This window comes from Burkholderia sp. 8Y, from assembly GCF_902506145.1.
In the GTDB taxonomy this organism is placed as follows: Bacteria; Pseudomonadota; Gammaproteobacteria; order Burkholderiales; family Burkholderiaceae; genus Caballeronia.
Genome location: NZ_LR733520.1, coordinates 2235949 through 2262832 on the forward strand (window position 1 = coordinate 2235949; position 26884 = coordinate 2262832).

At 64.7% G+C, this 26884-nt stretch carries 29 protein-coding genes; 16 read left to right on the forward strand and 13 right to left on the reverse strand.

Features of this window, described 5'->3' with window-relative positions:
- Nucleotides 1-129: 129 nt before the first annotated feature.
- Nucleotides 130-408, forward strand: a complete 279-nt coding sequence (rpsT, locus tag GV035_RS21010) for a 30S ribosomal protein S20 (protein WP_159836876.1) — start codon at nt 130-132, stop codon at nt 406-408.
- Between the two features lie 142 nt (nt 409-550).
- On the opposite strand, the gene GV035_RS21015 is transcribed toward rpsT, so the two are convergent.
- Nucleotides 551-886, reverse strand: a complete 336-nt coding sequence (locus GV035_RS21015; protein ID WP_159836877.1) for a DUF3579 domain-containing protein — start codon at nt 884-886, stop codon at nt 551-553.
- A 480-nt stretch (nt 887-1366) separates the two neighbouring features.
- Between GV035_RS21015 and argF the strand changes: the two genes are divergently transcribed.
- Nucleotides 1367-2296, forward strand: coding sequence for an ornithine carbamoyltransferase (argF, locus tag GV035_RS21020; RefSeq protein ID WP_159836878.1), 930 nt, complete (start codon nt 1367-1369; stop codon nt 2294-2296).
- Between the two features lie 57 nt (nt 2297-2353).
- Here the strand turns inward: argF and murB are convergent, their stop codons facing one another.
- Nucleotides 2354-3388, reverse strand: coding sequence for a UDP-N-acetylmuramate dehydrogenase (gene murB / locus GV035_RS21025; protein WP_159836879.1), 1035 nt, complete (start codon nt 3386-3388; stop codon nt 2354-2356).
- 139 nt (nt 3389-3527) lie between these two features.
- On the opposite strand from murB, the gene GV035_RS21030 reads away from it, so the two are divergent.
- Nucleotides 3528-4013 carry a YajQ family cyclic di-GMP-binding protein gene (locus GV035_RS21030; protein WP_159836880.1) on the forward strand — a complete coding sequence of 162 codons (486 nt, stop codon included), beginning with the start codon at nt 3528-3530 and terminating at the stop codon, nt 4011-4013.
- A gap of 63 nt (nt 4014-4076) precedes the next feature.
- Here the strand turns inward: GV035_RS21030 and plsY are convergent, their stop codons facing one another.
- Nucleotides 4077-4703 carry a glycerol-3-phosphate 1-O-acyltransferase PlsY gene (gene plsY / locus GV035_RS21035; RefSeq protein WP_159836881.1) on the reverse strand — a complete coding sequence of 209 codons (627 nt, stop codon included), beginning with the start codon at nt 4701-4703 and terminating at the stop codon, nt 4077-4079.
- A 48-nt stretch (nt 4704-4751) separates the two neighbouring features.
- The gene (ybaK, locus tag GV035_RS21040; RefSeq protein ID WP_159836882.1) at nt 4752-5243 is read right to left on the reverse strand and encodes a Cys-tRNA(Pro) deacylase; all 492 of its coding nucleotides are present in this window, start codon (nt 5241-5243) and stop codon (nt 4752-4754) included.
- 107 nt (nt 5244-5350) lie between these two features.
- On the opposite strand from ybaK, the gene GV035_RS21045 reads away from it, so the two are divergent.
- Nucleotides 5351-6502, forward strand: coding sequence for an acyl-CoA dehydrogenase family protein (locus GV035_RS21045; protein ID WP_159836883.1), 1152 nt, complete (start codon nt 5351-5353; stop codon nt 6500-6502).
- Here GV035_RS21045 and xerD read toward each other — a convergent pair.
- The 3 genes from xerD to queG are packed head-to-tail and all read right to left on the reverse strand — an operon-like array spanning nt 6499 to nt 9123.
- Complete coding sequence (gene xerD / locus GV035_RS21050) at nt 6499-7428, reverse strand: site-specific tyrosine recombinase XerD (RefSeq protein WP_159836884.1); 930 nt, start codon at nt 7426-7428, stop codon at nt 6499-6501. The two genes, GV035_RS21045 and xerD, sit on opposite strands and share 4 nt — an antisense overlap.
- Nucleotides 7425-7907 (reverse strand): methylated-DNA--[protein]-cysteine S-methyltransferase, encoded by a 483-nt coding sequence (locus tag GV035_RS21055; protein ID WP_159838133.1) that lies wholly within the window; start codon nt 7905-7907, stop codon nt 7425-7427. Before GV035_RS21055 ends, xerD begins: the two co-directional genes overlap by 4 nt.
- A gap of 46 nt (nt 7908-7953) precedes the next feature.
- Entirely contained in the window at nt 7954-9123 is a 1170-nt protein-coding gene (gene queG / locus GV035_RS21060; RefSeq protein ID WP_159838135.1) for a tRNA epoxyqueuosine(34) reductase QueG, read from the reverse strand.
- Between the two features lie 108 nt (nt 9124-9231).
- Here queG and tsaE point away from each other — a divergent pair, with 108 nt between their 5' ends.
- The gene (gene tsaE, locus GV035_RS21065; RefSeq protein WP_159836885.1) at nt 9232-9840 is read left to right on the forward strand and encodes a tRNA (adenosine(37)-N6)-threonylcarbamoyltransferase complex ATPase subunit type 1 TsaE; all 609 of its coding nucleotides are present in this window, start codon (nt 9232-9234) and stop codon (nt 9838-9840) included.
- Entirely contained in the window at nt 9822-11357 is a 1536-nt protein-coding gene (locus tag GV035_RS21070) for an N-acetylmuramoyl-L-alanine amidase (protein WP_159836886.1), read from the forward strand. The genes tsaE and GV035_RS21070 overlap by 19 nt, the downstream gene beginning before the upstream one ends.
- A gap of 170 nt (nt 11358-11527) precedes the next feature.
- On the opposite strand, the gene GV035_RS21075 is transcribed toward GV035_RS21070, so the two are convergent.
- Together GV035_RS21075 and GV035_RS21080 are read right to left on the reverse strand one after the other, a co-directional pair.
- Nucleotides 11528-12409: an EamA family transporter gene (locus tag GV035_RS21075; protein ID WP_159836887.1), complete on the reverse strand. Its 882-nt coding sequence runs from the start codon at nt 12407-12409 to the stop codon at nt 11528-11530.
- 183 nt (nt 12410-12592) lie between these two features.
- A complete protein-coding gene (locus GV035_RS21080) occupies nt 12593-12880 on the reverse strand; it encodes a hypothetical protein (RefSeq protein WP_159836888.1) in 288 nt (95 codons plus the stop codon).
- Between the two features lie 197 nt (nt 12881-13077).
- Between GV035_RS21080 and GV035_RS21085 the strand changes: the two genes are divergently transcribed.
- Both GV035_RS21085 and trxA read left to right on the forward strand, forming a co-directional pair.
- The gene (locus GV035_RS21085) at nt 13078-13977 is read left to right on the forward strand and encodes a pirin family protein (protein ID WP_159836889.1); all 900 of its coding nucleotides are present in this window, start codon (nt 13078-13080) and stop codon (nt 13975-13977) included.
- A gap of 674 nt (nt 13978-14651) precedes the next feature.
- Complete coding sequence (gene trxA, locus GV035_RS21095; RefSeq protein WP_159836891.1) at nt 14652-15500, forward strand: thioredoxin; 849 nt, start codon at nt 14652-14654, stop codon at nt 15498-15500.
- A gap of 206 nt (nt 15501-15706) precedes the next feature.
- Here the strand turns inward: trxA and GV035_RS21100 are convergent, their stop codons facing one another.
- A complete protein-coding gene (locus tag GV035_RS21100) occupies nt 15707-16549 on the reverse strand; it encodes a tRNA threonylcarbamoyladenosine dehydratase (protein ID WP_159836892.1) in 843 nt (280 codons plus the stop codon).
- 287 nt (nt 16550-16836) lie between these two features.
- Here GV035_RS21100 and pdxH point away from each other — a divergent pair, with 287 nt between their 5' ends.
- The 3 genes from pdxH to GV035_RS21115 all read left to right on the forward strand — a co-directional run bounded on the left by pdxH (nt 16837) and on the right by GV035_RS21115 (nt 19956).
- On the forward strand, nt 16837-17478 hold the full coding sequence (gene pdxH / locus GV035_RS21105) for a pyridoxamine 5'-phosphate oxidase (protein ID WP_159836893.1): 642 nt from the start codon (nt 16837-16839) through the stop codon (nt 17476-17478).
- A gap of 169 nt (nt 17479-17647) precedes the next feature.
- Nucleotides 17648-18862 (forward strand): SAM-dependent methyltransferase, encoded by a 1215-nt coding sequence (locus GV035_RS21110; protein ID WP_159836894.1) that lies wholly within the window; start codon nt 17648-17650, stop codon nt 18860-18862.
- A complete protein-coding gene (locus tag GV035_RS21115) occupies nt 18859-19956 on the forward strand; it encodes a DUF72 domain-containing protein (protein WP_442859600.1) in 1098 nt (365 codons plus the stop codon). Before GV035_RS21110 ends, GV035_RS21115 begins: the two co-directional genes overlap by 4 nt.
- On the opposite strand, the gene msrA is transcribed toward GV035_RS21115, so the two are convergent.
- Nucleotides 19946-20497 carry a peptide-methionine (S)-S-oxide reductase MsrA gene (gene msrA / locus GV035_RS21120; RefSeq protein WP_159836896.1) on the reverse strand — a complete coding sequence of 184 codons (552 nt, stop codon included), beginning with the start codon at nt 20495-20497 and terminating at the stop codon, nt 19946-19948. The genes GV035_RS21115 and msrA overlap by 11 nt on opposite strands.
- A 283-nt stretch (nt 20498-20780) precedes the next feature.
- On the opposite strand from msrA, the gene GV035_RS21125 reads away from it, so the two are divergent.
- Nucleotides 20781-21293 carry a flavin reductase family protein gene (locus GV035_RS21125; protein ID WP_159836897.1) on the forward strand — a complete coding sequence of 171 codons (513 nt, stop codon included), beginning with the start codon at nt 20781-20783 and terminating at the stop codon, nt 21291-21293.
- 7 nt (nt 21294-21300) lie between these two features.
- Here GV035_RS21125 and GV035_RS21130 read toward each other — a convergent pair whose 3' ends face one another.
- Nucleotides 21301-21798: an Lrp/AsnC family transcriptional regulator gene (locus GV035_RS21130; RefSeq protein WP_159836898.1), complete on the reverse strand. Its 498-nt coding sequence runs from the start codon at nt 21796-21798 to the stop codon at nt 21301-21303.
- A gap of 131 nt (nt 21799-21929) precedes the next feature.
- On the opposite strand from GV035_RS21130, the gene kynB reads away from it, so the two are divergent.
- The 3 genes from kynB to kynA are packed head-to-tail and all read left to right on the forward strand — an operon-like array spanning nt 21930 to nt 24718.
- Nucleotides 21930-22556, forward strand: a complete 627-nt coding sequence (kynB, locus tag GV035_RS21135; RefSeq protein ID WP_159836899.1) for an arylformamidase — start codon at nt 21930-21932, stop codon at nt 22554-22556.
- Between the two features lie 27 nt (nt 22557-22583).
- Nucleotides 22584-23834 (forward strand): kynureninase, encoded by a 1251-nt coding sequence (gene kynU, locus GV035_RS21140; protein ID WP_159836900.1) that lies wholly within the window; start codon nt 22584-22586, stop codon nt 23832-23834.
- Between the two features lie 11 nt (nt 23835-23845).
- The gene (kynA, locus tag GV035_RS21145) at nt 23846-24718 is read left to right on the forward strand and encodes a tryptophan 2,3-dioxygenase (RefSeq protein ID WP_159836901.1); all 873 of its coding nucleotides are present in this window, start codon (nt 23846-23848) and stop codon (nt 24716-24718) included.
- Between the two features lie 9 nt (nt 24719-24727).
- Here the strand turns inward: kynA and GV035_RS21150 are convergent, their stop codons facing one another.
- On the reverse strand, nt 24728-25516 hold the full coding sequence (locus GV035_RS21150; RefSeq protein WP_159836902.1) for an IclR family transcriptional regulator: 789 nt from the start codon (nt 25514-25516) through the stop codon (nt 24728-24730).
- A gap of 102 nt (nt 25517-25618) precedes the next feature.
- Between GV035_RS21150 and GV035_RS21155 the strand changes: the two genes are divergently transcribed.
- Entirely contained in the window at nt 25619-26809 is a 1191-nt protein-coding gene (locus GV035_RS21155; protein WP_159836903.1) for an acyl-CoA dehydrogenase, read from the forward strand.
- Nucleotides 26810-26884: the final 75 nt, after the last annotated feature.

Below are 26884 nucleotides of genomic sequence, written 5' to 3' on the forward strand. Positions count from 1 at the left end.
AATCGCACAATCGTTCCCGGAATTTCAGATCAAGGCAGCGCGCACCGTTCACCGCTTCCGGCCCGCCGCCGGGCCAAAGGGTGAAGCCCGCTCCGGCAAGTAACAGCAGAAACAGGATAAGGAACCGTCATGGCAAATACCGCACAAGCTCGCAAGCGCGCCCGTCAGGCCGCCAAGGCCAACTCGCACAACTCGGCGCTGCGCTCGAAGTTCCGCACGGCCATCAAGGCAGTTCGCAAGGCTATCGAAGCCGGCGATCAGGCCAAGGCCGCCGAAGTGTTCAAGTCGTCGGTCAAGACGATGGACATCATCGCGGACAAGAAGATCATTCACAAGAACAAGGCCGCTCGTCACAAGAGCCGCCTGGCTGCAGCCATCAAGGGTCTGCAGGCTCCCGCAGCCCAGTAATTCCGGCTCGCTTTCGGCGGGCGTTCGCGGTTTTCACAGTCGCGCGCTCGCCGGAACGGCTTCCTGTTTCCGCTGCGCTGTAACGAAGAAGCCCGCTTGCGCGGGCTTTTTTGCGTCCTGCTGCATAAGCGCGGCGTCGCGACTAGCGATGCTGCTGCGTCTGGGTGCCGTGATGCGGCGGCAGTTCGCACGCCTCGGTCACGACGAGATCGTTGTCCTTCGCGAAGTTCAGCACGAAGTCGAAGGCCATCGGCTCGATGTCGCGCAGGCGCGAGTCGACGATCACGACCTTGATATCGCCGATCATCGTCGGGCGCACGTAAATGGAGTATTGCAGGCGCGCGTTCGGCCCTTTCGCTTTCGGCCCGAAACCCGACATGACACCGCACAGGCGCTCGGACCAGTCGCTCGGCCGAAACTTCCTCCCGCTCTTGGTGATGCCTTGTATGAAGTACTCGGTAGGGGATGATTCAGCCATGTAGCAATACCTTTTGTCGGCCGGTGGCGGCACCGGCGAATGCACACGCTTGACGCGGCAACCGCGCCGGCCGGCATGAGTGCCGGCGGTGCTTGGCGAACGGACCGAAGAGGACCGCCCGCGCCCGCGACGAAATGGCGGACTCGGCAGCACGAAGAAATCGCAAGCGCAAACGAACACCGAGCGGACTCCTGCGAGCCAACGCCTACCATGCGCGTGAAACGGTGCTGAGCGTTACTGAGTGTTGCAGAGTTGTTGAAAGAAGCGTCGGCAATTATACAGCAGCCCCCCTTTTTCCGCAGCGCACACAAGCGCGGAACGGCCCGCGCAGGCCGGGTGGACGGCTTTCGAGCCGCCTCGTCAAAGCCCGCAAAATCCTTTATGCTCGAACGCTAACCCACTCCCGACGGCGGCGCCGTCCGGCCGAGCGACGCCTTCTCCGCAGTCGCGCGCCCGGCTCGAAGCCGCCGGTTGCGTTTCATGACCGCCAAGAAAATTCGCCACTATCTTCAGTTCAAGGATTTTTCGCTCGACGATTACGAGTACGTGCTGGAACGCGCCCGCATCCTGAAGCGCAAATTCAAGAATTACGAGACGTACCACCCGCTGCACGATCGGACGCTCGCGATGATCTTCGAGAAAAACTCGACGCGCACGCGCCTTTCGTTCGAAGCGGGCATCTTCCAGCTCGGCGGTCACGCGGTGTTCATGAGCACGCGCGACACGCAACTCGGACGCGGCGAGCCGATCGAGGATGCGGCGCAGGTCATTTCGCGCATGGTGGACATCATCATGATCCGCACGTTCGGGCAGGACATCATCCAGCGGTTCGCGGAGAACTCGCGCGTGCCGGTCATCAACGGGCTGACCAACGAATACCATCCGTGCCAGGTGCTCGCGGACATCTTCACGTACTACGAGCATCGCGGGCCGATTCATGGCAAGACCGTCGCGTGGGTCGGCGACGCCAACAACATGCTTTACACGTGGATCGAAGCCGCGCAGATTCTCGGCTTCAAGCTGCGTCTGTCCACGCCGGAAGGCTACAAGCTCGATCGCGCGCTGGTGGCGGCAGAGAGTGCGCCGTTCTACGAAGAATTCGCCGATCCGAACGAAGCCTGCGCGGGCGCGGACCTCGTCACCACGGACGTGTGGACGAGCATGGGTTTCGAAGCGGAGAACGAGGCGCGCAAGAAGGCGTTCGCGGACTACTGCGTCGATGCCGACATGATGGCGCGCGCCAACGCCGACGCGCTTTTCATGCATTGCCTGCCGGCGCATCGCGGAGAGGAAGTGAGCGCGGAAGTCATCGACGGGCCGCAGAGCGTCGTCTGGGACGAGGCGGAAAACCGCCTGCACGTCCAGAAGGCGCTGATGGAATATCTGCTGCTCGGCAAGCTGAACCACTGACGCGGTTTTCGCGCACGATCACGCCGCCGGACGCCCTATCCGGCGGCGTCTGTCTTTTCAGACGACGACCGGCTCCATCTCCAGCTCGACGCCAAAGCGCCCGAGCACATCGTTCTTGATCGCTTCCGCGAGCTGGAGCACCTGCGCGCCGGTCGCATCGCCGCGATTCACGAGCACGAGTGCTTGCCGCTCGTGCACCGCCGCCCCGCCGATGCCGCGCCCCTTCCACCCGCACTGGTCGATCAGCCAGCCCGCCGCGAGCTTCACGCTGCCATCCGGCTGCGCATACGACACGACGCCCGGTTCGCGCGTGCGCAACGCGTCGAATTCGTCGGCGCTCACGACCGGATTCTTGAAGAAACTGCCCGCGTTGCCGAGCACGGTCCAGTCGGGCAGCTTCGCGCGGCGCACGGCGATCACGGCGTCGAAAATGGCCTGCGCATTGCATGCCGACGCGCCGTCGAGCGCACGCGCGACGTCCGCGTAATCGGCGCGCGGCGTCCACGCCTTCGGCAAGCGAAATACGACTGACGTAATCAGGAAGCGCCCGCGCCCCGCGCGCTTGAAGAAGCTGTCGCGGTAACCGAACGCGCAGGCGTCGCGGTCGAACTCGGCTCGCGCGCCCGTCGCCAGTTCCACCGCGTGAAGCCGCTCGAAGCGTTCGCCCATTTCGAGCCCGTATGCGCCGATGTTCTGAATCGGCGCCGCGCCCACCGTGCCGGGAATCAGCGCGAGATTTTCGAGGCCCGGCATGCCGTGTGCAAGCGTCCACGCGAGGAACGCGTGCCAGTTCTCGCCCGCGCCGGCTTCGACCAGATACGCGTCGTCGTCCTCGCCGATCACGCGCTTGCCCATGATGCCGACGATCAGCGCGACGCCCTCGACATCGCGCGTCAGCACGACATTGCTGCCGCCGCCAATCACGAGCCGGGGCATGCCGGCGATGCGCGCATCGGCGGCGAGCGCAGTGGCGGCTTCGACGCTCTCGATACGCATCGCGTGACGCGCGCGCACCTCGAAGCCGAACGTGTTGTGCGGACGCAGCGAGTAATCCGCGAGGAGCGCGGGCGCGGGAAAGAAGGCGTCGGACATGGGGAACCGCGTGGCGAATGCAGGAATGGAAGCGGCCTTGGGGAAAACCAAAGCGCGTCGGTAGAATGACGTCAGGTCCGTGATTATAGCGAGTGCGCGCGCCGCGCCCGCGCTCGCCCAACGAAGAAGGGGAATACAGATGCCATCGTTTGACGTCGTCAGCGAAGCAAACATGATCGAAGTGAAGAACGCGATCGAGCAGTCCAACAAGGAAATCTCGACGCGCTTCGACTTCAAGGGTTCAGATTCACGCGTCGAGCAGAAGGAGCGCGAATTGACGCTCTACGCCGACGACGATTTCAAGCTCGGCCAGGTCAAGGACGTGCTGCTGTCGAAGCTCGCCAAGCGCGGCGTCGACGTGCGCTTTCTGGACTACGGCAAGCAGGAAAAGATCGGCGGCGACAAGCTTAAACAGGTCGTCACCATCAAGAAGGGCGTGTCGGGCGATCTGGCGAAGAAAGTCGTCAAGATCGTGAAGGACAGCAAGATCAAGGTGCAGGCAAGCATTCAGGGCGACGCGGTTCGCGTGCAAGGCACGAAGCGCGACGATTTGCAGAGCACCATCGCGCTGCTGAAGAAAGAAGTGACGGATACGCCGCTCGACTTCAACAATTTCCGCGATTGATTTTTTTTCAATACGCAGGCGTCCAAGCCGTTCCGCGCATTCCCGGAACGGCTTTTTTGTTGGTTACTGCACTGCCTTCTTCTTGTCACCGATGCGGCTTTCCTTGCCCGCCAGCAGCTTCGAAATGTTCGCCCGATGCCGCCAGATCAGAAGCGCACTCATGGCGAGCACGGCAAGCGAGATGCGGCTCGGCCCGAACAGAAAGACCTGGAAAAACGGCGCGAACACGGCGGCAACCAGCGCCGCGAGCGACGAATAGCGGAAGAAGAATGCAATGATCAGCCATGTCAGAAGCGTCGCCAGCCCGAGCACGGGATGAATGGCGAGCAGCACGCCCGCTGCCGTCGCGACGCCCTTGCCGCCCTGAAACTTGAAGAAGATCGGGTACAGATGCCCGAGAAACACGGCGATGGCCGAAAGCGCGATGCACGTTGTAAGCCCCGCCGCATCGAGGCCGAAGCGCCCGCCGTAATGCGCGACGAGCCACACGGGCAGCCAGCCCTTGAAGGCATCGCCAATCAGCGTCAGGATGGCCGCGCGCTTGTTGCCGGTGCGCAGCACGTTGGTCGCGCCGGGATTGCCCGAGCCGTAGGAGCGCGGGTCGTCGAGTCCCATCGCCGCGCTGACGACGACGGCAAACGAAATCGAGCCGATCAGATAGGACACGACGGCGACGATCAAATCAATCATGTGTTCTCTTCTAGCGTAGCGAGTCTGGGCAAAAGCGCGGTCAGCATTCTAATCGACGCTCGCGCACTGCACGGGCGTGGCGCGAAGCAACTCCGTCAGCACGGCGGGATTCAGGCTCACGAGATAGCCGCGCCGCCCGCCGTTCAGGTAGATGGTGTCGAGATCGAGAATGCTCGATTCGACGTACACGGGCATGGCCTTCTTCGTGCCGAACGGCGACGTGCCGCCGACGAGATAGCCCGAATGCCGGTTCGCCACTTCCGGCTTGCACGGCTCGATGCGTTTCGCGCCCGTCTGCCGCGCGAGATTCTTGGTGGACACCGTGCGGTCGCCGTGCATGAGCACGATGAGCGGCTTCGCCTGCTCGTCTTCCATCACGAGCGTCTTGACCACGCGATGTTCGTCCACGCCGAGCTGCCGCGCCGATTCCTCGGTGCCGCCATGCTCGACGTAATCGTACGGATGCTCGCCGAACGCGACGTTGTGGCGGCGCAGGAATTGCGTCGCGGGCGTTTCGGATACGTGTTTGACTTTCGACATGGACGCATTGTAGCGGCGCGGGATGCGGCTCACCATCGGCCGTTCGGCCTAGTGGTGCCGCGCCCGCGCATGTCGTACGATCGTTCGACTCACGACAGGACCTTGCCATGATCCGCGACGCCGAAACGCAAACGCTGCTGGAAGACACCATTCGCCGCTTCGTGCGCGAGAAGCTCGTGCCGCGCGAAGCCGAAGTCGACGAAACCGACGCCATTCCCGCCGACCTCATCGACGCCATGCGCGAAATCGGCATGTTCGGCCTCACCATTCCGGAAGCGTACGGCGGCCTCGGCCTCACGATGGAAGAGGAAGTGCGTATTGCGTTCGAACTGGGGCAGACGTCGCCCGCCTTTCGCTCGGTGATCGGCACGAACAACGGGATCGGGTCGATCGGCATTCTGCTCGACGGCACCGAGGAGCAAAAGGCGCACTATCTGCCGAAGCTCGCGGCAGGCGAACTGATCGGCTCGTTCTGCCTCACCGAGCCGGAGTCGGGCTCGGACGCCGCGTCGCTGAAAACCACGGCCCGGCGTGACGGCGACACCTACGTGCTCAACGGCACGAAGCGGTACATCACGAACGCGCCGGAAGCCGGCATCTACACCGTGATGGCCCGCACCGGCGAGGCCAAGGGCGCAAGCGGGATCTCCGCGTTCATCGTCGAGCGCGATACGCCGGGGCTGTCCCTCGGCAAGCCGGACCGCAAGATGGGCCAGCGCGGCGCGCATACGAGCGACGTGATTTTCGAGGACTGCCGCGTGAGCGCGAGCCAACTGATCGGCGGCGTGGAAGGCGTCGGCTTCAAGACGGCCATGAAAACGCTCGACAAGGGCCGCATCCACATCGCCGCGGTCGCGGTGGGCGCGGCCAAACGCATGTTGCGCGATGCCCTCGCCTACGCGATGGAACGTCGTCAGTTCGGCCAGCCGATCGCGGAATTTCAGCTCGTTCAGGGCATGCTCGCCGACAGCAAGGCCGAACTGTACGCCGCCGAATGCATGGTGCTGGATGCCGCGCGCCGCCGCGACGAGGGCCGCGACGTGTCCATCGAAGCGTCCTGCGCGAAGTACTTCGCCACCGAAATGTGCGGGCGCGTCGCGGACCGCGCGGTGCAAGTGCACGGCGGCGCGGGCTACATGGCGGAGTACGGCATCGAGCGGTTCTATCGCGACGTGCGGCTTTTCCGGCTGTACGAGGGAACGTCGCAGATTCAGCAGGTCATCATCGCGCGCGGACTCGTGCGCGGCGCGGACATCTAGCCGCGCGGATGGTGCTCGCGGTGCAGCTTCTGCAAGCGTTCGCGTGCGACGTGCGTGTAGATTTGCGTGGTCGAGATATCCGAGTGGCCGAGCAGCAGTTGCACCACGCGCAAGTCCGCGCCGTGATTGAGCAGATGCGTCGCGAACGCATGGCGCAGCGTGTGCGGCGAAAGCGGCGCGTGCACGCCGCCGTTCAGCGCATGACGCTTGATGATGTTCCAGAACTGCTGACGCGTCATGCCTTCGCCGCGCGCCGTGACGAAGAGCGCGTCGGCTGCGCGCGGGCCGAGCAGCGCGGGACGCGAGTCGCGCAGATAACGCATCAGCCATTCGTGCGCCGCTTCGCCGAACGGCACTAGGCGCTCCTTCGATCCCTTGCCCATCACGCGCACGACGCCCTCGTTCAGGCCGACTTCCACGGTCTTCAGCGTGACGAGTTCAGTCACGCGCAGGCCGCTCGCGTACATCAGTTCGAGCATCGTGCGGTCGCGCAGGCCGAGCGGCGTCTCGATATCCGGCGCGTGCAGCAGGGCTTCGACTTGCGCTTCGTTGAGCGTCGAAGGAAAACGCGGCGGCTGCTTCGCCGAACGCAGCTTGAGCGTCGGATCGGCGCTTGCGCGATGTTCACGCATCGCCCACGCGTAATAGCGGCGGAAGACCGACAAACGCCGGTTCGCGGAGGTCGCCTTGTCGCCGCGGCGCGCGGCCATGTAGCCGTTCATGTCCGCTTCGGTGGCCGCGTCGATGGACGCGCCGCGCGTCTTCGCGAGCCATTCGGCGAAGAGCCGCAAGTCGCGCCGGTACGCATCGAGCGAATTTTTGGCGAGCCCGTGTTCGAGCCACAATGCATCGCAGAACTGGTCGATGGCGTCGCTGCTCGCGCTCAGTTCGGGCGTGTTTAGCTCTTCGGTCGTTGCGCTCGTCATGCGATGGATACACCTTCATGCGCCAGCAGCCAGCGCTTCACGTCACGGAAGAAGCCATCGCCCGGATGATGCGCGAATCCGCCGATTCCGCCCGCCGCGATGACCCGGTGGCACGGTATCACGATCGGCAGCGGATTGGAGCCGCACGCCTGCCCGACCGCGCGCGGCACGCTGCCGATTTCACGCGCGAGTTGCCCGTAGGTCCAGACCTGCCCCGCCGCTATGCCGCTGATGCCGCGCCACACGCGCTGCTGAAACGCGGTGCCGCCGGTTGTAATGGGTAAATCGAAGCGCGTGGACGGCGTCTCGAAGTAGCGGCCAATCTGAGCGGCGGCTTCCCGCACGAGCGGCGCGTCCGGTTCGATGCTTTCCACATCGCCCGGCAGATAGACGATCTCGCGCACCGCGTGATCGTCGGCGCAGATGCCCACTTTGCCGAAGGGCGCGTCGATGACGGCATCGAACCGGCTCGCGGCCATCCTGAGCTTCGGCCGCGCGGTCCGGTTCACCCCATGAAAACCGTCTTCAGACAGCGTGCTCTTCATGCGTTTCTCCTTGCTTCAGCGCCCAGCCGACATGCTCGCGCACGAGTTCGGACGCATCGTCCGCGCGCCCTCGCAATGCATCGATGATCGCCGCGCGCTCGTCGCCCCGCAACGGCGAGCGCAGCGCATTGCCCATGCCGACGGCGATATTGCGCAGCCACCGCTCGTAGCCGATACGGCGAATCGCGCTGCCCTGCATGCGCGTGTCGAAATCGTCGGCGCTCCACGCGAAGAGTTCGACGAGCGTCGCGCGATCGAGCCCGTGACGCACGTCGAAGTCCGCGACCGGCGCCGCCTGCGCGAATTTGTTCCACGGACACGCGAGCTGGCAGTCGTCGCAGCCGTACACGCGATTGCCGATCAGCGGGCGCATGTCCTCGGGAATGCTGCCGTGAAGTTCGATGGTCAGATACGAGATGCAGCGCCGCGCATCCACGCGATACGGCGCGACGATCGCGCCAGTGGGGCACGCACCGACGCAGCGCGTGCACTGCCCGCAATGCGCGCCGTCGTGCTCGGGCTGCGGATCGACCGGCAGCGGCACGTCGACGTAAATTTCGCCCAGAAAGAAGAGCGATCCGGCATCGCGATCAAGCAGCAGCGTGTGCTTGCCGCGCCAACCGTTGCCCGCCTTCTGCGCCAGTGCCACTTCGAGCACGGGCGCGGAATCGGTGAACGCGCGATGCCCGAATTGCCCGATTTCGCTTTCGATTCGCTCGGCCAGTTGCTGCAAGCGGTGGCGCATGACCTTGTGATAGTCGCGGCCACGCGCGTAAATCGAGACCACGGCCTGCGAAGGATCGGCGAGCCGCTTCCATTCGACCGCGCGCCAGTCGTTCTTCTGACCATCGGCTGTCGCGACACTTTCATCGCCCATTTGAGCGAGCGTCGCCGCGGGAAGATAGGCCATGCGCGCCGTGATGACCCGTCGCGTGCCGGCCACAAGCTCGGCCGGCCTTGCGCGTTTCATCCCATGTTTGGCCATATAATCCATTTCGCCGTGATAGCCTGCTTCCAGCCAATTGGCGAGGCCCTCCTCGGCATCCGTCAGGTCGATATCGCTGATACCGACCGCACCGAATCCCAACTCGCGCCCCCACGCCCTGATGCGCTGCGCGAGCTCCGCCAGCGCGGCCTCGTCGTTTTCCATCGGATGCAAGGCGCGCGACTCGACGGCGGCGGCGCTGGTCGCTGTCGTGATTTCCGTGACTTCAGTGGAGTGTTCCGGCAATCGGTTCATCACTCTATTTTACGAGCAATGCCTGAGAACCCCGCACCATCGACGCCTGATCTGCCCGCCGCGCTCATCGAACGCCGCTTCGAATTGCGCGACGAAGCCGCGACGCTCGCATTCGGCGAACGCTTCGCGCAGGCGATCATCGACACACGAGAAGACACGCGCGGACCGGCCTCGTCTGAACCATTCCACGGCTTGCAGGTCCAGTTGATCGGCGATCTCGGCGCGGGCAAGACCACGCTCGTGCGCGCGACGCTGCGTGCGCTCGGTCATGCGGGCCGCGTGAAAAGCCCGACTTACACGCTCGTCGAGCCGTATTCGCTCGATGCGCCCGGCGGCCCGCTCGATGTCTATCACTTCGATCTCTACCGCTTCGCCGATCCCGCCGAATGGGCCGATGCCGGCTTTCGCGAGTATTTCGACCGGGGCGCGGTGTGTCTCGTCGAATGGCCGCAGCAAGCGGGCGGCTTGCTCGGCGTGCCGGACCTCGTGTTCGCGTTGACGCTGCCGCATGCAGCGATGGCTGGCATGGCGGGCAACGAAACGACGCAGACGAACGAAGAAGAAGGCCGCGTGCTGATCGCGCGGGCGTTTAGCGAAACAGGAAAGACATGTCTCGAAAGATGCTGATCAAGCCGTTCCATTCGATCGAATCGAGCGCGAGCGCGCCGCACAACTGGCGCAGGCGTCAGGTGCTGCGCGCGGGCGCTTCGACGTTGGTGCTCGCGCTCGTCGGCCCGAAGCTCGCGCACGCGAGTTCCGTGCTCGGCGTGCGCGTGTGGCCGGCGCGCGACTACACGCGCGTGACGATCGAATCGGACCAGCCGCTCACGAACAGCAATCAACTGCTTCAGGGACCGGACCGGCTCGTCGTCGATCTGAACGGCATCGATCTGGACCAGGCGCTGCGCGATCTCGTCTCGAAGATCACGCCGAACGATCCGCAGATTCAGGCAGTGCGCGTCGGGCAGTATCAGCCGCATGTCGTGCGGATGGTGTTCGACCTCAAAGGCTCGGTGAAGCCGCAGGTTTTCACGCTCGGGCCGATCGGCAGCTACAAGTATCGGCTCGTGTTCGATCTCTATCCGGCCGTCGCGCCCGATCCGCTGATGGAACTGCTCGCGCAGACCGAGCACAAGCAGGAAGCGTTCGACCGCGCCAATCCGAATCCGTCAGCGCCGCCGCCCGCCACGCTCTCCGGTCCGGCCACGGCGCAAAAGCCGCTTGCGCACGACTCCACCGACGACTTCTTCCAGAAGTACGCGGGCAACGATCTGCCTGATGACACCACGGAGCCCGCCACGAAGGCCGCGCCGTCGGTCAAACCGCGCGTGCCGCCCGCCGCCGTGCCGCCCGTCATCGCCAAAAAGAAAGACGACGACGATGACGACGGCCGCTACGCCTTCACCACGCCGAAGCAGGACCGCGCCGCGACGACACGGCTCCTGACCGTGGCGATCGATCCCGGTCACGGCGGCGAAGACCCCGGCGCGATCGGCGGCGGGGGCACGTACGAGAAGCACATCGCGCTCGATATCGCGAAGAAGCTGCGCGCGAAGATCGACGCCCAGCCGAACATGCGCGCGATGATGACGCGCGACGCCGACTTCTTCGTGCCGCTCAACGTGCGCGTGCAGAAGGCGCAGCGCGTCGGCGCGGACCTGTTCGTGTCGATTCACGCGGACGCGTTCACGACGCCCGATGCACGCGGCTCGTCGGTGTTCGCGCTGTCGGAACACGGCGCGTCGAGCGCGGCGGCGCGCTGGATGGCGAACAAGGAGAACGCGTCGGATCAGGTCGGCGGCATCAACGTGAAGACGCAGGACGCGAGCGTGAACCGCGCGCTCTTCGACATGTCGACGACCGCGCAAATCCGCGATTCGATGCGCTACGGCAGCTTCGTGCTGAACGAGATCGGCGGCATCAACAAGCTGCACAAGGGATCGGTCGAACAGGCGGGCTTCGCTGTGCTGAAGGCGCCGGATATCCCGTCGATCCTCGTGGAAACCGCGTTTATCAGCAATCCGGACGAAGAAGCGCATCTGAACGACGACGCCTATCGCGAGAAAATGGCCAACGCGATCCTGAAGGGCATCAAGCGGTACTTCGCGGCGAACCCGCCGCTCGCGAAGAGCCGCATGACGTAAGGGGCGGGCACGGGCTCAGGGCACTTGATCCGTGCCGGCCGCAAGTGCGCTGGCCTTGTGCGGCTTCAGCTTTCCTTCCAGACGACGAATCGCTTTGCGTGCCGGGAGCTCCTAACGCAAGAGCGCCGCGCACGGCGCCCACTCACCGCATGGACGGCGCACGCCTACCTTCAGCCCGCCGCAGGCAGAAATCGCTGCACGAGCCGTCCGCCGAACACGTTCACCGCGAGCCCCGCCATCACCAGCGCCGCGCCCGCCAACTGCGTGCCGCTCAACGCCTCGCCGAGAAACACCGCCGCCGACGCGAGGCCGATCACCGGCACGAGCAGCGAAAACGGCGCGACTTGCGCCGCCGGATACCGCGCGAGCAGCTTTCCCCAGAGGCTATAGCCGACGATCGTGGCGATGAACGCGAGATAACAGACCGCGAGCACGGACGCCATCGGAATGCTCGCGAGACTCGACTCGATGCGCGCCGGTCCTTCGAAGATCAGCGACAGCACGAGGAATGGAATCGGCGGAATCAGGCTCGCCCAGACGACGAGCGAGAGCAAATCGACCTTGCCCATGCGCTTGGTCGCGACGTTGCCGAGCGCCCACATCGCGGACGCGCCGAGCGTGAAGAGAAAGCCGGTGAGCGTCATCGCGTGGCCGCCGCGCATGCCGATCAGCGCGAGCCCGGCCGCCGCGATCAGCAAGCCCATCACATTCGCCGCGCGGATGCGCTCGCCGAGAAACATCGCGGCGAAGATCAGCGTGAAGAATGCCTGCGCCTGAAGCACGAGCGACGCGAGCCCGGCGGGCATGCCGACATACATGCCGTAAAAGAGCAGTGCGAACTGGCCGAGCGAAATGGTGAGGCCATACGCGAACAGCCAGCGCAGCGGAATCTGCGGGCGCTTGACGAAGAACACGGGCGTGGCGGCGAGCGCAAAACGCAGCGCGCCGAGGAGCATCGGCGGGACGCCATGCAGCCCCAGCTTGATGACGACGAAGTTCACGCCCCACGCAAAAATGACCACCGTTGCTGTCAGCAAATCCTTTGGCGACATCGCTGCTCCCCTTTCGTGCCTGCGTCATGCGAGCAATCGGACGAGTGTAGCGAAGCGAACGTTCGAAGGATTGTGAAAAACTGCGTTCAACGTGGGTTTAGCGAGCGCACATGCTAAAAGCGCCCGTGCCCGCTTCCGGGGCACGGGCGCTCCGGCGCCTGACGAAAGCCGCCGTCCGGCCGTTCACTTGCTCTGGCCGGACTCCGTAGCGGCGTCGTTGCCCGTTTCGGCTGCAGGCGTCTTCTTGGTGCCTGCCGACGAATGCGTCGAGTGCCGGTGCGACTTGTGCTTCTTGGTCGTGGTCGTGCCCATGTCGCTTCCTGCCGACGCATCGCCCTGCGCGGCCGTGCCCGCATTCCCGCCCATCGCGGCGGACGAGTTGCCCGACGACGTCTGCGCAAACGCGCCAGTTGCGGCAGTGGCGCCGAAAAGGCCCGCGGCGATGGCGATCAATAGCTTGTTCTTGCTCATTATTTCCCTCTCCTATCAAGAGTGCGCAAAGCTACACGCATGCTTCAAAAAGCGCGGCCGGTCGCGGCCGCACGGAACGGTGAAGGGTTGAGCGCACGCCCGAACGCCTGGGCCGAGCGCCTGTGGGCAGGCGCCGGTAGAATCGGCGGTTCTGGTGCGCCATTCCGGCGCCCGCCCATGCCTTCCGGTGACCTGCCATGTCCTCGACGATCCGCGCGCAGTTGAAACCTCATCAACACGACGTCGGCGGCCTCATGGTGAGGCGCGTTCTTCCCGCGCTGGCGGCGCGCACCGTCGGACCCTTCATATTTTTCGACCATATCGGACCCGCAACCCTCGTGCCCGGCAAGGGCCTCGACGTGCAGCCGCATCCGCATATCGGGCTTGCGACCGTCACCTATCTGTTCGACGGCGCGATCATGCATCGCGACAGCGTCGGTTCGGTGCAGAAGATCGTCCCCGGCGACGTGAACTGGATGACTGCGGGACGCGGCATCGTCCATTCCGAACGCACGCCCGACGAGGAGCGCGCCGCCGGGCAGACCATGCACGGCATCCAGACGTGGGTGGCGCTGCCGGTGGCGAGCGAAGAAGCGGAGCCGTCGTTCGAGCATCACGCGGCGGCGACGCTGCCGCAGATCGAGCGCGCGGGCGTCACGCTGCGCGTGATCGCGGGCACGGCGTTCGGCGCGACGGCCCCGACGCGCACGTTTTCGCCGACGCTGTACGTCGCGGCGCACTTCGCGCCCGGCAGCGAACTGACGCTCGACACGGAGCACGAGGAACGCGGCGTGTATCTCGTCGATGGCGACCTCCTGATCGACGGCGAAACCTTGCCCGCCCAGCAGATGGCCGTGCTCGCGCCCGGCGTGCCGGCGAAGCTCGCGAGTGCGAACGGCGCGGCCGTGATGCTGCTCGGCGGTGCGCCGCTCGACGGCGCGCGCTTCATCGAATGGAACTTCGTGTCCAGTTCGCGGGACAAGATAGAAGCGGCGAAACGAGCGTGGAGCGAGCAGCGCATGGGCCATGTTCCGGGCGAGACCGAATTCATCCCGCTGCCGCCGCCGCGCCGCGAAGAACGCGCGCCGGAGGCATGAGGCGTGCGGCGGTCGCTGGGTTAGGCGGGGCGCAAGCGGGCTTGGGCGGCTTGGGCGGCTTGGGCGGCTTGAGCGGCTTGAGCGGCTTGAGCGGCTTGAACGGCCTAAGCGGCTTGAGCGGCTTGAGCGGCTTGGGTGGCTTCAGCGGCCTATGCGGCTTCAGCGGCCTATGCGGCCTATGCGGCTTGAGCGGCCTAAGCGGCCTAAGCGGCTTGGGTGGCTTGAGGAGCCTGAGCGGCTTGAGGGCCTGAGCGGCTCAAACGGCCTGAGTGGCTCAAGGGGCCTGAGTGGCTCAAGCGGCCTGAGTGGCTCAAGCGCCTTGGGTGGCTTGAGCGGCTCGAGCGGCTTGAGCGGCTTGAGCGGCTTGAGCGGCTTGAGCGGCTTCAGCGGCTTGAGCGGCTTGAGCGGCTTGAGCGGCTTGAGCGGCTCGAGCGGCCTAAGCGGACCTAGGCGGCTTGAGCGGTTGAGCGGTTGAGCGGTTGAGCGGTTGAGCGGTTGAGCGGTTGAGCGGTTGAGCGGCTAAGCGGCTAAGCGGCCTGAGCGCCCTGAGCAGCTTTGGCCGCTTAAGCGAATTAAGCAGCCCAAGCCAGCCCAAGCGACGCCAATCATTGAGACACGCGCGGATCGTCCCCATCTGATATTTCAAGATAGCTCGCAAGTTTGAGGAGAAACGCATGGAAACGACCCTTGCCACATTCGAGAACGACGTCATCAACGCGTCGATGCTCGCCCCGGTGCTCGTCGACTTCTGGGCGCCGTGGTGCGGCCCGTGCAAGACGCTTGGCCCGATGCTCGAACGGCTCGAAGCGGAAGCCGGCGGCGCATGGAAGCTCGTCAAGGTGAACGTCGACGAGAATCAGGAACTCGCGCAGCACTTCCAGGTGCGCAGCATTCCGCACGTGATCGCGTTCGCGGAGGGCCGGCCGATCGACCAGTTCATCGGCGTGCTGCCCGAAGGCCAGTTGCGCGCCTTCCTCGACAAGCTCGTGCCCGACGGCGCCGAAGCCGAACGCCGCGCCGCCCATAACGCGTGGGCGCTCGGCAATCGCAAGCAGGCGATCGACCGCATCGAAGCGGCGCTCGCGCTCGATCCCGGCTACGACGAGGCGCGGCTCGATCTGATCGAATGGCTGCTCGCGGAACGGCGCATCGAGGAAGCCAAGGCCGAGGACAAGCTGCTTTCGCCGAAGACGACGCAAGGGATCGACGCGCGCTACAACGCGCTGAAAACCGAGATCGACGCCGCCGACGCCGCCGCCGCGCTGCCGCCCGCCGACGCGCTGATCGATGCGGTGAAGGCGAATCCCGACGACCTCGAAGCGCGCTTTGCGCTGGCGAACCGCCTGATCGCGGGCCGGGACTATGCCGGCGCGCTGGAGCACTTGCTGGCGATCGTCGAGCGCGACCGCAGCTTCATGGACGACGTGGGCCGCAAGACGATGCTTTCGGTGTTCGAACTGGCGTCGAATCAGCCGGATCTGGTGTCGCACTGGCGACGCAAGCTGAGCGCGGCGATGAACTGAAAATCGAGGCGCGAAGCAACAACGGCCAGCTATGGAAAGCTGGCCGTTGTCGTTTCCGCAGGCCGCAACGCTAAGCCACGCTCAGCCGGATCTCGTGTCGCACTGGCGACGCAAGCTGAGCGCGGCGATGAACTGAAAATCGAGGCGCGAAGCAACAACGGCCAGCTATGGAAAGCTGGCCGTTGTCGTTTCCGCAGGCCGCAACGCTAAGCCGCGCGCTTCGCCAGTTCGCGCAACACGAAGGCCGCCGCCGCGAAGCCGAAGCTCGCGGTCACGCACACGCTCGACCCGAATCCCGCGCAGTTGAGACCGACCGGACCGGCGTAGCCCGAAGCGGTTTCGAGATGCTCCGCGCCCTGGCTGATGTCGCACGCCGGCGACTCGGGATAGATGAGCGGCTCGTCCGAATACACCGCGCTCACCTTGAAACGCGCCTTCGGTCCGCGCGCAAAGCCGTGCCGCTTGCGCAACTGGCCGCGCACCTTCGAGAGCAGCGGGTCCTGAATGGTGAGCGCGAGATCGTCGATGCGAATGCGCGTCGGATCCAGTTGCCCGCCCGCGCCGCCCACGGTAATCAACGGTTGCTTGCGCGCGACGCACCACGCGATCAGCGCGGTCTTGGTACGCACGCTGTCGATCGCATCGACGACGAAATCGAATCCGCCGCCGAGCGTCGCATCGAAATTGCCCGGCTCCACGAAGTCTTCGATCTGCCGGACATCGCACGCAGGATCGATCAGCGCGATCCGCTCGGCCATCGCGGTGACTTTCGCCTTGCCGTAGTTGCCGTCGAGCGCGTGAATCTGGCGGTTGGTGTTGCTCTCCGCGACGTTGTCGAGATCGATCAGCGTCAACGTGCCGACCGCGCTGCGCGCCAACGCTTCCGCCACCCACGACCCGACGCCGCCAATGCCGATCACCGCGACATGGGCGCACTGGAAAGCCGCGAGCGCGCTCGGCCCGTAAAGACGCGCGATGCCGCCGAAGCGCCGTTCGCGATCGACGGTGTCTTCAACGGCAAGCGTGGCGGTGGCATCGGGTGGAGTCATGGCGCTCGAGGCAAGTAGAAAACGGAAACGCACGCCGGAGTCGCCGCGACAAGGCTTACACGCGGCTGTCGGTTGCACAAAAGTTGGCAGTCCCCTCATGCAAAAACCGGCTGAATTGCGTATTCTGCCTTATCGAAACCGAAGGCGTGATAGGCGCGCCGCATGTTCGCATGATCGCGTGACGGCACAAGCGGCGGCTTTGACGCGCGTCATTGCAGCAGAACCGCATTCGGGGCAAGAACGAATCACCTTGGCTATACTGACGCGACTGTAGCGTTCGCATAAAAATGACGACCCTCGCAGACCTTCGTAAAAATTATTCGCGCGGCGCGCTCGATGCCGCTGACATCGATCCGAATCCCGTTCGCCAGTTCGAAGCGTGGTTCGCCCAGGCGCTCGACGCCAAGCTGCCCGAGCCGAACGCCATGACGCTCGCGACCGTGAACGCGCAAGGCCGTCCGTCGGCGCGCATCGTTCTCATCAAGGGTGTCGACGAACGCGGCTTCGTCTTCTTCACCAATTACGAAAGCCGCAAGGGCCGCGAGTTGGCTGCGAATCCGGCCGCGAGCCTGCTCTTTCACTGGATCGAACTGGAGCGTCAGGTACGCATCGAAGGCACGGTCGTCAAGACGAGCGCGGAAGAAAGCGACGCGTACTACGCCTCGCGTCCGCTCGGCTCGCGCATCGGCGCGTGGGCATCGGACCAGAGCCGGCCGCTCGACAGCCGCGAGGCGCTCGAAGCGCGCGAACGCGAGATGATGGCGAAATTCGGCGATGCGCCTCCGCGGCCCCCGCATTGGGGCGGCTACCGGCTCGTGCCCGACACCATCGAATTCTGGCAAGGGCGGCCGTCGCGGCTGCACGACCGCATGGTCTATTCGCGCGAAGGCGCCGACGCTGCGTGGCGCATCATGAGGCTCGCGCCGTAACGCCGCGCCGTAACGCATCAGGCACCGCAGACCGGACCGCACGAATCTGTAAGCACAACGTAAAGCAAGCCACGCGGCGTATAAACAATAAGCCGGCGCAGCAATACGGCAGACGAACATGAAGGCGCCAAGCCTTCCACCTTGATTTCCTTAGCGCGGAGAAACAAGCATGTTCTGGGAGAAGAAGCTGACGCAGTGGGTAGAGGAAGTTCGCGAGCAAGCCAACCTGCCCGCGCGCCTCGTGCTGTGGGACGGGCAGCAACACGATTTCGGCCGCTTTGCCGCGCCTGCCGTGACGCTGCATGTGAAAAGCGCGACCGCGCTGCCGTATCTGCTGGAGCCGAGCCTCGACAATCTGGGCGAGGCGTATGTCAAAGGAAAGATCGATATCGAGGGCAAGCTCTCGGACATCATCAACATCGGCTATTCGCTCGCGAGAAGCACGGTCACGCATGCGGGCAAGCTCGCCCGCGTGCGACGCTACTTCAATCACTCGAAGGCGTCGGACAAGAAAGCCATCCAGTATCACTACGACGTGTCGAACGAGTTCTATCAGCTCTGGCTCGACAAGAACATGGTGTACTCCTGCGCGTACTTCGAGAACGGTGACGAAGACCTCGCCACCGCGCAGATCAAGAAAATCGACCACATCCTTACCAAGATTCAGGTGCAGCCGGGGCATCGTCTGCTGGACATCGGCTGCGGCTGGGGCGCGCTCGTCATTCGCGCGGCGCAGAAATTCGGTGCGAAGTGCGTGGGCGTCACGCTCTCCGAGAACCAGTTCAAGCTCGCGACGCAGCGCGTGAAGGACGCCGGTCTCGAAGGCCAGATCGAAATCCGCCTGCAGGATTATCGCGACGTGGAAGGCCAGTTCGACCGCATCACGAGCGTCGGCATGTTCGAGCACGTCGGGCGCAAGAATCTGCCGGGCTACTTCGCGAGAATCCGCGAACTGCTCGTCGATGACGGCATCGCGATGAACCACGGCATCACGTCGTCGGATGCGGACAGCGGTGAGACCTCGCTCGGCGGCGGCGAGTTCATCGACAAATACGTGTTTCCGGACGGCGAGCTGCCGCATATCAGCCTCGCGCTGGAATGCATGCAGCGCGGCGGACTGGAAGCGGTCGATATCGAAAGCCTGCGCCGCCATTACGCGCATACGCTCGATATCTGGGCTGAGAATTTCGAGGCGCATGCGGAAGAAGCGCGCAAGCTCGTCGATGACGAGAAGTTCCGCATCTGGCGCGTGTACCTCGCTGGCTGCGCGTATGCGTTCGAGAATGACGACGTGTCGCTCTATCAGGTGATCTGCCGCAAGGCGGGCCGCAGCGCGAAGACGCTGCCGTGGTCGCGGCGTTATATCTACGAGAAGCCGCTCTGAGCCGGGAGCCATCCGCAATCGACGCAGACACGGGCGACGACGAGCCATGCGATTTGTTCGGCGCGCCTGAGCCTGCCGTTGTTTCGTCGCGGCGGGCGGCGCAAAAGCGGCGCGGCGTGCTGCCCGCGCCGTTGCAGCGCGAAGACGAAGCCATCGCGAAGCGTCTGCCTGCGAGCGTGCATCTCGGCACCTCGACGTGGTCCTTTCCGGGCTGGGAAGGGATCGTGTACGGCGACGCGTACGCGAACACCACGCTCTCGCGCGATGGCCTCGCCGCCTATGCCGCGCATCCGCTCTTGCGCGGCGTGTCGATCGACCGGTCCTTTTACGGGCCGGTGCCGCTCGCGCACTACGCGCGGTACGCGTCGCAGGTGCCGGCCGATTTCCGCTTCATCGTGAAGGCGCCCGCCTCGGTCACGGATGCGTTCATTCGCGGCGAGCGCGGCGCGCCCGACGCCGACAATCCCGCGTTTCTGAACGCGCAGATTGCTATCGATGAATTCATCGCGCCGTGCGTCGGCGGCCTAGGGGCGAAGGCCGGCGCGCTCGTGTTCCAGTTCCCGCCGCTGCCCGACGCGATGATCGTCGAGCCGTCACGCTTCGTCGAGCGGCTCACGTCGTTCCTCGCCGCTCTGCCGCCGCTCGAAGGCGAAGCGTGCTATGCCGTCGAACTGCGCGACGCCGTCATGCTGACGCCGCGCTTTATTCATGCGCTGCGCGACGCGAACGTGCGCTACTGCATCGGCGTCCATGCGCGCATGCCGGACGTGCGCCGTCAGGCGAAGGCGCTGGCGCTGCTGGATCAGAAAGAGATGGGACCGCTCGTCGTGCGCTGGAGTCTGCACAGCGGCTTTCGCTACGAACAGGCGAAGGCCAAGTACGAGCCGTTCGACAGAATCGTCGATGAAGACCGCGACACGCGCGAGGCGCTCGCGGAACTGGCCGCGCGTTACGCGTTAGCAGGCCAGCCGGTGGTGATCGCGGTAAACAACAAGGCGGAAGGCTCCGCCCCGTTGACCTGCTTCCAACTGGCGCGCGGCATCGCGGAACACTGCGAGCGCGCGCAAGCCGGCTCGCGCGCCGTCATGCCTTGAGGCGGTGCGCGAACTTCTTGCGGAACTTCGCGACCTTGGGACCGACGATCGCCGCGCAATAACCCTGATTCGGATGCTGCGCGAAGAAGTTCTGGTGATACGCCTCGGCCGGATAGTAGTCGTCGCGAAGCGGCGTCACTTCGGTCACGATCTTGCCGCCGAAGACGTCTTCGCGCTGCAGTTCGTCGATAACTTCGAGCGCGATCTTGCGCTGCTCGTCCGAATGCGTGAACACGGCCGAGCGATACTGCGTGCCGACATCGTTGCCCTGACGGTTGAGCTGCGTCGGATCGTGCGTCGCGAAGAAAATCTCCAGAATCTCGCGATAGCCGATGACATCGGGATCGAACACGACCTTGACGACTTCGGCGTGCCCGGTGTCGCCGTCGCACACCTGCTCGTAGGACGGATTCACCACCTGGCCGCCCGCATAGCCGGATTCGACGGACTGCACGCCCTCGACCGCCAGAAACACGGCTTCAGTACACCAGAAACAACCGCCGCCGAGCGTCGCGGTCTCGAGTCTCGCTCGCTGGTTCATGCCTGCTCCTTATCAAGTGCAGCGGCCACGCCGCGGACCACCCATATTGCTGCGCGAAGCCGCTTATTCAATCTCGCCGAGCTTACCGGCTTTTACAAAGCGGCGTTGCCCACATTGTCCGTGCTGGCTTATGGCGGCTCCGGGCAGCCGATTCCGCTAGAATCGAGTCAATCTCCAGCTTTTACATGGCTTCAAATACGGTTCGTCCGACTCGAGCACGACACTCAGCACGACACTCGGCCTGTTCGGTGCCACAAGACCTATTCGACCGCCCACTTGCCCGATGACACGCGCCAAAACCCCGAACTTCGATCCCACTGCGTTTCGCGCCGCGCTCGGCCAGTTTGCGACCGGCGTCACCGTCATCACCACGCGCACCGAATCCGGCGTGTTGATCGGCATCACGGCGAGCTCGTTCAATTCCGTTTCGCTCGATCCGCCGCTCGTGCTCTGGAGCCTCGCGACGCGTTCGGCGTCCATGCCCGTGTTTCGCGCGAATAGCCATTACGTGATCAACGTGCTCGCGGCTTCGCAACTGGACCTGTGCCGGCGCTTCGCGACGGTCAAGGGCGACCGCTTCGCGGGCGTCTCGCACGCGGCGGGCGACAGCGGCATGCCGGTGCTGGACGGCGCGCTGGCCTGGTTCGAATGTCACAACCGCAGCCGCTACGACGAAGGCGATCACGTGATCTTCGTCGGCGAAGTGGAACGCTGCGGCGTGCGCGAAGACGCCTCGGATGTTGCGCCGCTCGTCTTTCAGGCGGGCGGCTTTCACTCGCTCGGGCCGATCGAATAACGCCCGCTCAGGCGCCGCGCACCGGCTGTTCGATGAGCGCGACCGGCACGCCTGCATCGTCCTTCATGGTTTGCAGCACGATATTCGAGCGAATGTCGATGACGCCCGGCGCCTTGTACAGCTTCGTCAGGATGAAATCGGAGTAGTGCTTCAGATTGTGCGCCAGCACGCGCAGCACGTAATGCGTGTCGCCCGTCACGACGAACGCGCCAACCACTTCCGGCCACTCGCGCACCGCCGCGGCGAACTTCTCGTGCCAGTTGTCTTGATCGTTGCGCATGGACACGTGCACGAACGCCTCCAGTTCAATCCCCAGCCGCTCGCGGTCCAGACACGCGCGATAACTCGCGATCACGCCCTCTTCTTCGAGCAGCCTCATGCGGCGCAAGCACGCGGAAGGCGAAAGCGAAATGCGCTCCGCGAGGTCCAGGTTGCTGATCCGTCCATCTTCCTGCAGCACCGCCAGAATTCGGCAATCCGTTGCATCGAGCGTGAATCCGGTCACTTTTGAGTCTCCTAGCCCGTTTCATCGAATTATGTTCTAGCCACAATCCTTTTGGGTGGTTATTTTGCAATCACTTTTCAAGATAACGCGGCTATGATTTGACGCATCTCCACCGTCTCTGCTAGGCCGCCATGACGCTCCTCGACATCTCGCCGCCCATCGCCGACGCGACGCCGGTCTGGCCGGGCGATACGCCCGTCGGTATCGAGCGCGTCTGGCGGATGGAAGCGGGCTCGCCCGTGAACATCGCGCGCATCACGCTGTCGCCGCACACCGGCGCCCATGCCGACGCCCCGCTCCACTACGACGAACGCGGCGCGGCGATCGGCGAAGTCGCGCTGGAGACGTACATCGGCGCGTGTCGCGTGGTGCATTGCATCGGCGCGAAACCCGTCGTGACGCCGGACATGGTTGCCGCGCACCTCGACGACGCGCCGCCGCGCATCCTGATTCGCACCTATGACCGCGCGCCGCTCGACGCATGGGACGGCGCGTTCTGCGCGGTCGCGGCGGACACCATCGACTTGCTGGCGAGCAAAGGCGTGAAGCTCGTGGGCATCGACACGCCGTCGCTCGATCCGCAGGAATCGAAGACGATGGACGCGCACCGCCGCATCCGCGCGCACGGCATGGCGATCCTCGAAGGTCTCGTGCTCGACGCCGTCGCGCCCGGCGACTACGAACTGATTGCCCTGCCGCTGAAATTCTCGACGCTCGACGCAAGCCCCGTGCGCGCCGTCCTGCGCCCGCTTCCCTGAATGCTCCCCGAACACTTGGACTTTTCGATGAAAACTCGTGACGATGCCGCCGCCCTCGACCGCGACGACCCGCTCGCCCGCCTGCGCGACCAGTTCGCCCTCGCCGATGGCGTCATTTACCTCGACGGCAATTCGCTCGGCGTGCCGCCGAAGGCCGCCGCCGCCCGCGCCGCAAGCGTGATCGGCGCCGAATGGGGCGAAGGGCTGATCCGAAGCTGGAACACGGCGGGCTGGTTCACGCTGCCCAAGCGCCTCGGCAACAAGCTGAGTTCGCTGATCGGCGCGGCGGAGGACGAAGTCGTCGTGACCGACACGATTTCCGCGAATCTCTTCAAGGTGCTCTCCGCCGCGTTGAAGCTTGCGAACGAGCGCGATCCGAAGCGCCGCGTGATCGTCTCCGAACGTTCGAACTTTCCGAGCGATCTGTACATCGCGCAGGGGTTGATCGAGCAGCTGGATCGCGGCTATGAACTGCGGCTCGTCGACGATGCCGCCGAATTGCCCGCCGCCATCGACGAGCACACCGCCATCGCGATGATCACGCACGTCAACTACCGCACCGGCGCCATGCACGACATGGCTGCGGTGACGGAGACGATTCATCGCGTGGGCGCGCTGGCCGTCTGGGATCTCGCGCATTCGGCGGGCGCGGTGCCCGTCGATCTGAACGGCGCCGGCGCGGACTACGCGGTCGGCTGCACCTATAAGTATCTGAACGGCGGGCCGGGATCGCCCGGGTTCGTGTGGGTGCCGAAGCGTCACCAGAACGCGTTCTCGCAGCCGCTTTCCGGCTGGTGGGGCCACAAGAAACCGTTCGAGATGGACCCGGTGTATCGCCCGGACGACGGCATCGGCCGGTTTCTGTGCGGCACCCAGCCGATGGTTTCGATGGCGCTCGTCGAATGCGGACTCGATGTCTTCCTGCAAACCGACATGCAGACGCTGCGGCGCAAGTCGCTCGCGCTCGGCGATGCGTTCATCGCGCTCGTCGAAGCGCGTTGCAGCGACTTCCCGCTCACGCTGGAGACGCCGCGTGAGCACGCACAGCGCGGCTCGCAGGTCAGCTTCAGGCATCCGCACGGTTACGAAGTGATGCAGGCGCTGATTGCGCGCGGCGTGATCGGCGACTATCGCGAGCCGGGCATTCTGCGCTTCGGCTTCACGCCGCTCTATACGCGCTTCGCCGATGTGTGGGACGCCGTCGAAGTGCTGCGTGACGTGCTCGCGACCGAAAGCTGGCGCGCGCCCGAATTCGCCGAACGCGCGTCGGTGACTTGAGGACTGACATCATGAGCGAAACCAAAGGTTGTCCGTTCGGCCACGGCACGGCGGCGCAAGAGAAAGAAGGCTGGCACGACGCGCAACTCGATTTCTCCGAATCGATGAGCTACGGCGACTACCTCGGCCTCGATTCGATTCTCACCGCGCAGCATCCGCTTTCGCCGGATCACAACGAGATGCTGTTCATCGTGCAGCATCAGACGAGCGAGCTCTGGATGAAGCTCGCGCTCTACGAATTGCGCGCGGCGCTCGGGGCGGTGCATCGCGACGAGTTGCCGCCCGCGTTCAAGATGCTCGCGCGCGTGTCGCGCATTTTCGAGCAGCTCGTGCAAGCGTGGAACGTGCTCGCGACGATGACGCCCTCCGAGTACACCGCAATGCGTCCGTATCTGGGCGCATCGTCGGGGTTTCAGTCGCATCAGTATCGGCAAATCGAGTTCATGCTCGGCAACAAGAACGCGCGGATGCTGAAGCCGCACTCGCATCGGCCGCACATTTCCGATCAGGTGCGCGCGACGCTCGAAGCGCCCTCCTTCTACGACGAAGTAATTCGCCTGCTCGCGCGACGCGGCTTCGAGATAGATCCCGCGCGCCTCGAACGCGACTGGACGCAGCCGACCACGCACGACGCGTCCGTCGAAGCCGCGTGGCTCGCGGTGTACCGCGAGCCGTCGAAGCACTGGGCGCTGTACGAAATGGCGGAAGAACTCGTCGATCTGGAAGACGCGTTCCGCCAGTGGCGCTTTCGCCATGTCACGACGGTCAAGCGGATCATCGGCTTCAAGCAGGGCACGGGCGGCACGGCGGGCGCGTCGTATTTGCGCAAGATGCTCGATGTCGTCCTGTTTCCGGAGCTTTGGCACGTCCGGACGCTGCTCTGAACGCTCACATCACGCGAGCCGCGCGGCCAGCGCCCGCAGCTTCGGGCCGATGATGTCGCGGAAATATGCCTCGTCCATCGACGAGGCCGGGCCGCTGCTGCTCAGCACGAGCCAGCGGCCATTGCGCTCGTCGCGAAACGGCGCGGCGATCGCGTTGACGTCGTCGTGCCATTCTCGAAACGAGTAGCAGCAACCATCGCGGACGTAATCCCCGATGGCGCGCTCGGCCGCTTCGACGCGCGCCGCGCCTTCCGCTTTTCCCAACGCTTCCAATAGCGCCGCGCGCGCCGCCGGTTCCTGCACCGCGAGATACGCGCGGCCCATCGAGCTCGTGAGCATCGAGAGGCGCGAACCGGGCGCAAGCCCGAGCGTCAGCGCGGTCTCGCTGCGGATGGTTTCCAGATAGATCATGTCGAGCCCGTCGCGGCAGCCGAGCGACACGGCCGCGCCGATTTCCCGCGCCAGCGATCGCATGTGCGGCCGCGCGAGTTCGAGCGTGTCGGCGCCCGCGAGCAGCGCGAAGCCGAGCGAGAGCACGCCGGTGTCGAGCGCGTACTTGCCGGCGGCTTCGTCGAAGCGCAGATAGCCGAGCGTCGCGAGCGTGTAGGCGAGGCGATTGACCGTCGCTTTCGGCAAGCCGGTCCGCTCGACGAAATCGCGATTGGCGAGCAGCGTGTCGCCGGGCCGAAACGCGCGCAACATATCCAGACCGCGAGCGAGCGCGACGACGAACCGGCGCTCGTCGATGGCCTCGGGCGGCGTTCTTGCGGCAGCGGTGGTGTTGGAATTAGCTTGCATCGACTGCTAAACTGAGAGTTCATTTTCAGAACATTGTTTCGCACAGCGGAACCAACGTCAAGCGCCGCGCGATGGCGCATTCCACGAATCAAGGAGAACGCGATGGCCGACGCCGCACGCTTCAACTGGGAAGATCCGCTGCTGCTGGATCAGCAATTGACGGAAGAAGAACGCATGGTGCGCGACGCGGCGCGCGCCTACGCGCAGGACAAGCTGCAGCCGCGCGTGATGCAGGCGTTTCGCGAGGAAAAGACCGACCCGGCCATCTTCCGCGAAATGGGCGAACTCGGCCTGCTCGGGCCGACCATTCCGGAGCAGTACGGCGGACCGGGCCTGAACTACGTGAGCTACGGCCTGATCGCGCGGGAAGTGGAGCGCGTGGACTCCGGCTACCGGTCGATGATGTCGGTGCAATCGTCGCTCGTCATGGTGCCGATTCACGTTTTTGGCAGTGACGCGCAAAAAGAAAAGTACCTGCCGAAGCTGGCGCGCGGCGAGTGGATCGGCTGTTTTGGGCTGACCGAGCCGAACGCTGGCTCGGACCCGGCCAGCATGACGACGCGCGCGAAGAAAGTGCAGGACGGCTATTCGCTGTCGGGCGCGAAGATGTGGATTTCGAACTCGCCGATCGCGGACGTGTTCGTCGTGTGGGCGAAGCTGGAAGACGACGGCCGCGACGAAATTCGCGGCTTCATTCTGGAGAAAGGCTGGAAGGGACTCTCCGCGCCCGCGATCCACGGCAAGGTCGGACTGCGCGCGTCGATCACCGGCGAAATCGTGATGGACGAAGTCTTCGTGCCGGAGGAAAACCTGCTGCCGAACGTGCGCGGGCTCAAGGGACCGTTCACCTGCCTGAATTCGGCGCGCTACGGCATTTCGTGGGGCGCGCTCGGCGCGGCGGAAGCCTGCTGGCATATGGCGCGGCAATACACGCTCGATCGCAAGCAGTTCGGTCGGCCGCTTGCTGCGAATCAGCTGATCCAGAAGAAGCTCGCCGACATGCAGACGGAAATCACGCTCGGGCTGCAAGGCGTGCTGCGCCTCGGCCGCATGAAAGACGAAGGCACGGCGGCCGTCGAGATCACGTCGATCATGAAGCGCAACTCGTGCGGCAAGGCGCTCGACATCGCCCGGCTTGCGCGCGACATGCTCGGCGGCAACGGCATCTCGGATGAATTCGGCGTGGCGCGCCATCTCGTCAACCTCGAAGTCGTCAACACGTACGAAGGCACGCACGACATCCACGCGCTGATTCTCGGACGGGCGCAAACGGGCATTCAGGCGTTTTTCTGAAGCGCATGCCGTGATCCACGACAAGGCCGGTCTCACCACGACCGGCCTTTCTCTTTGACGAACAGCCCGCAGCCC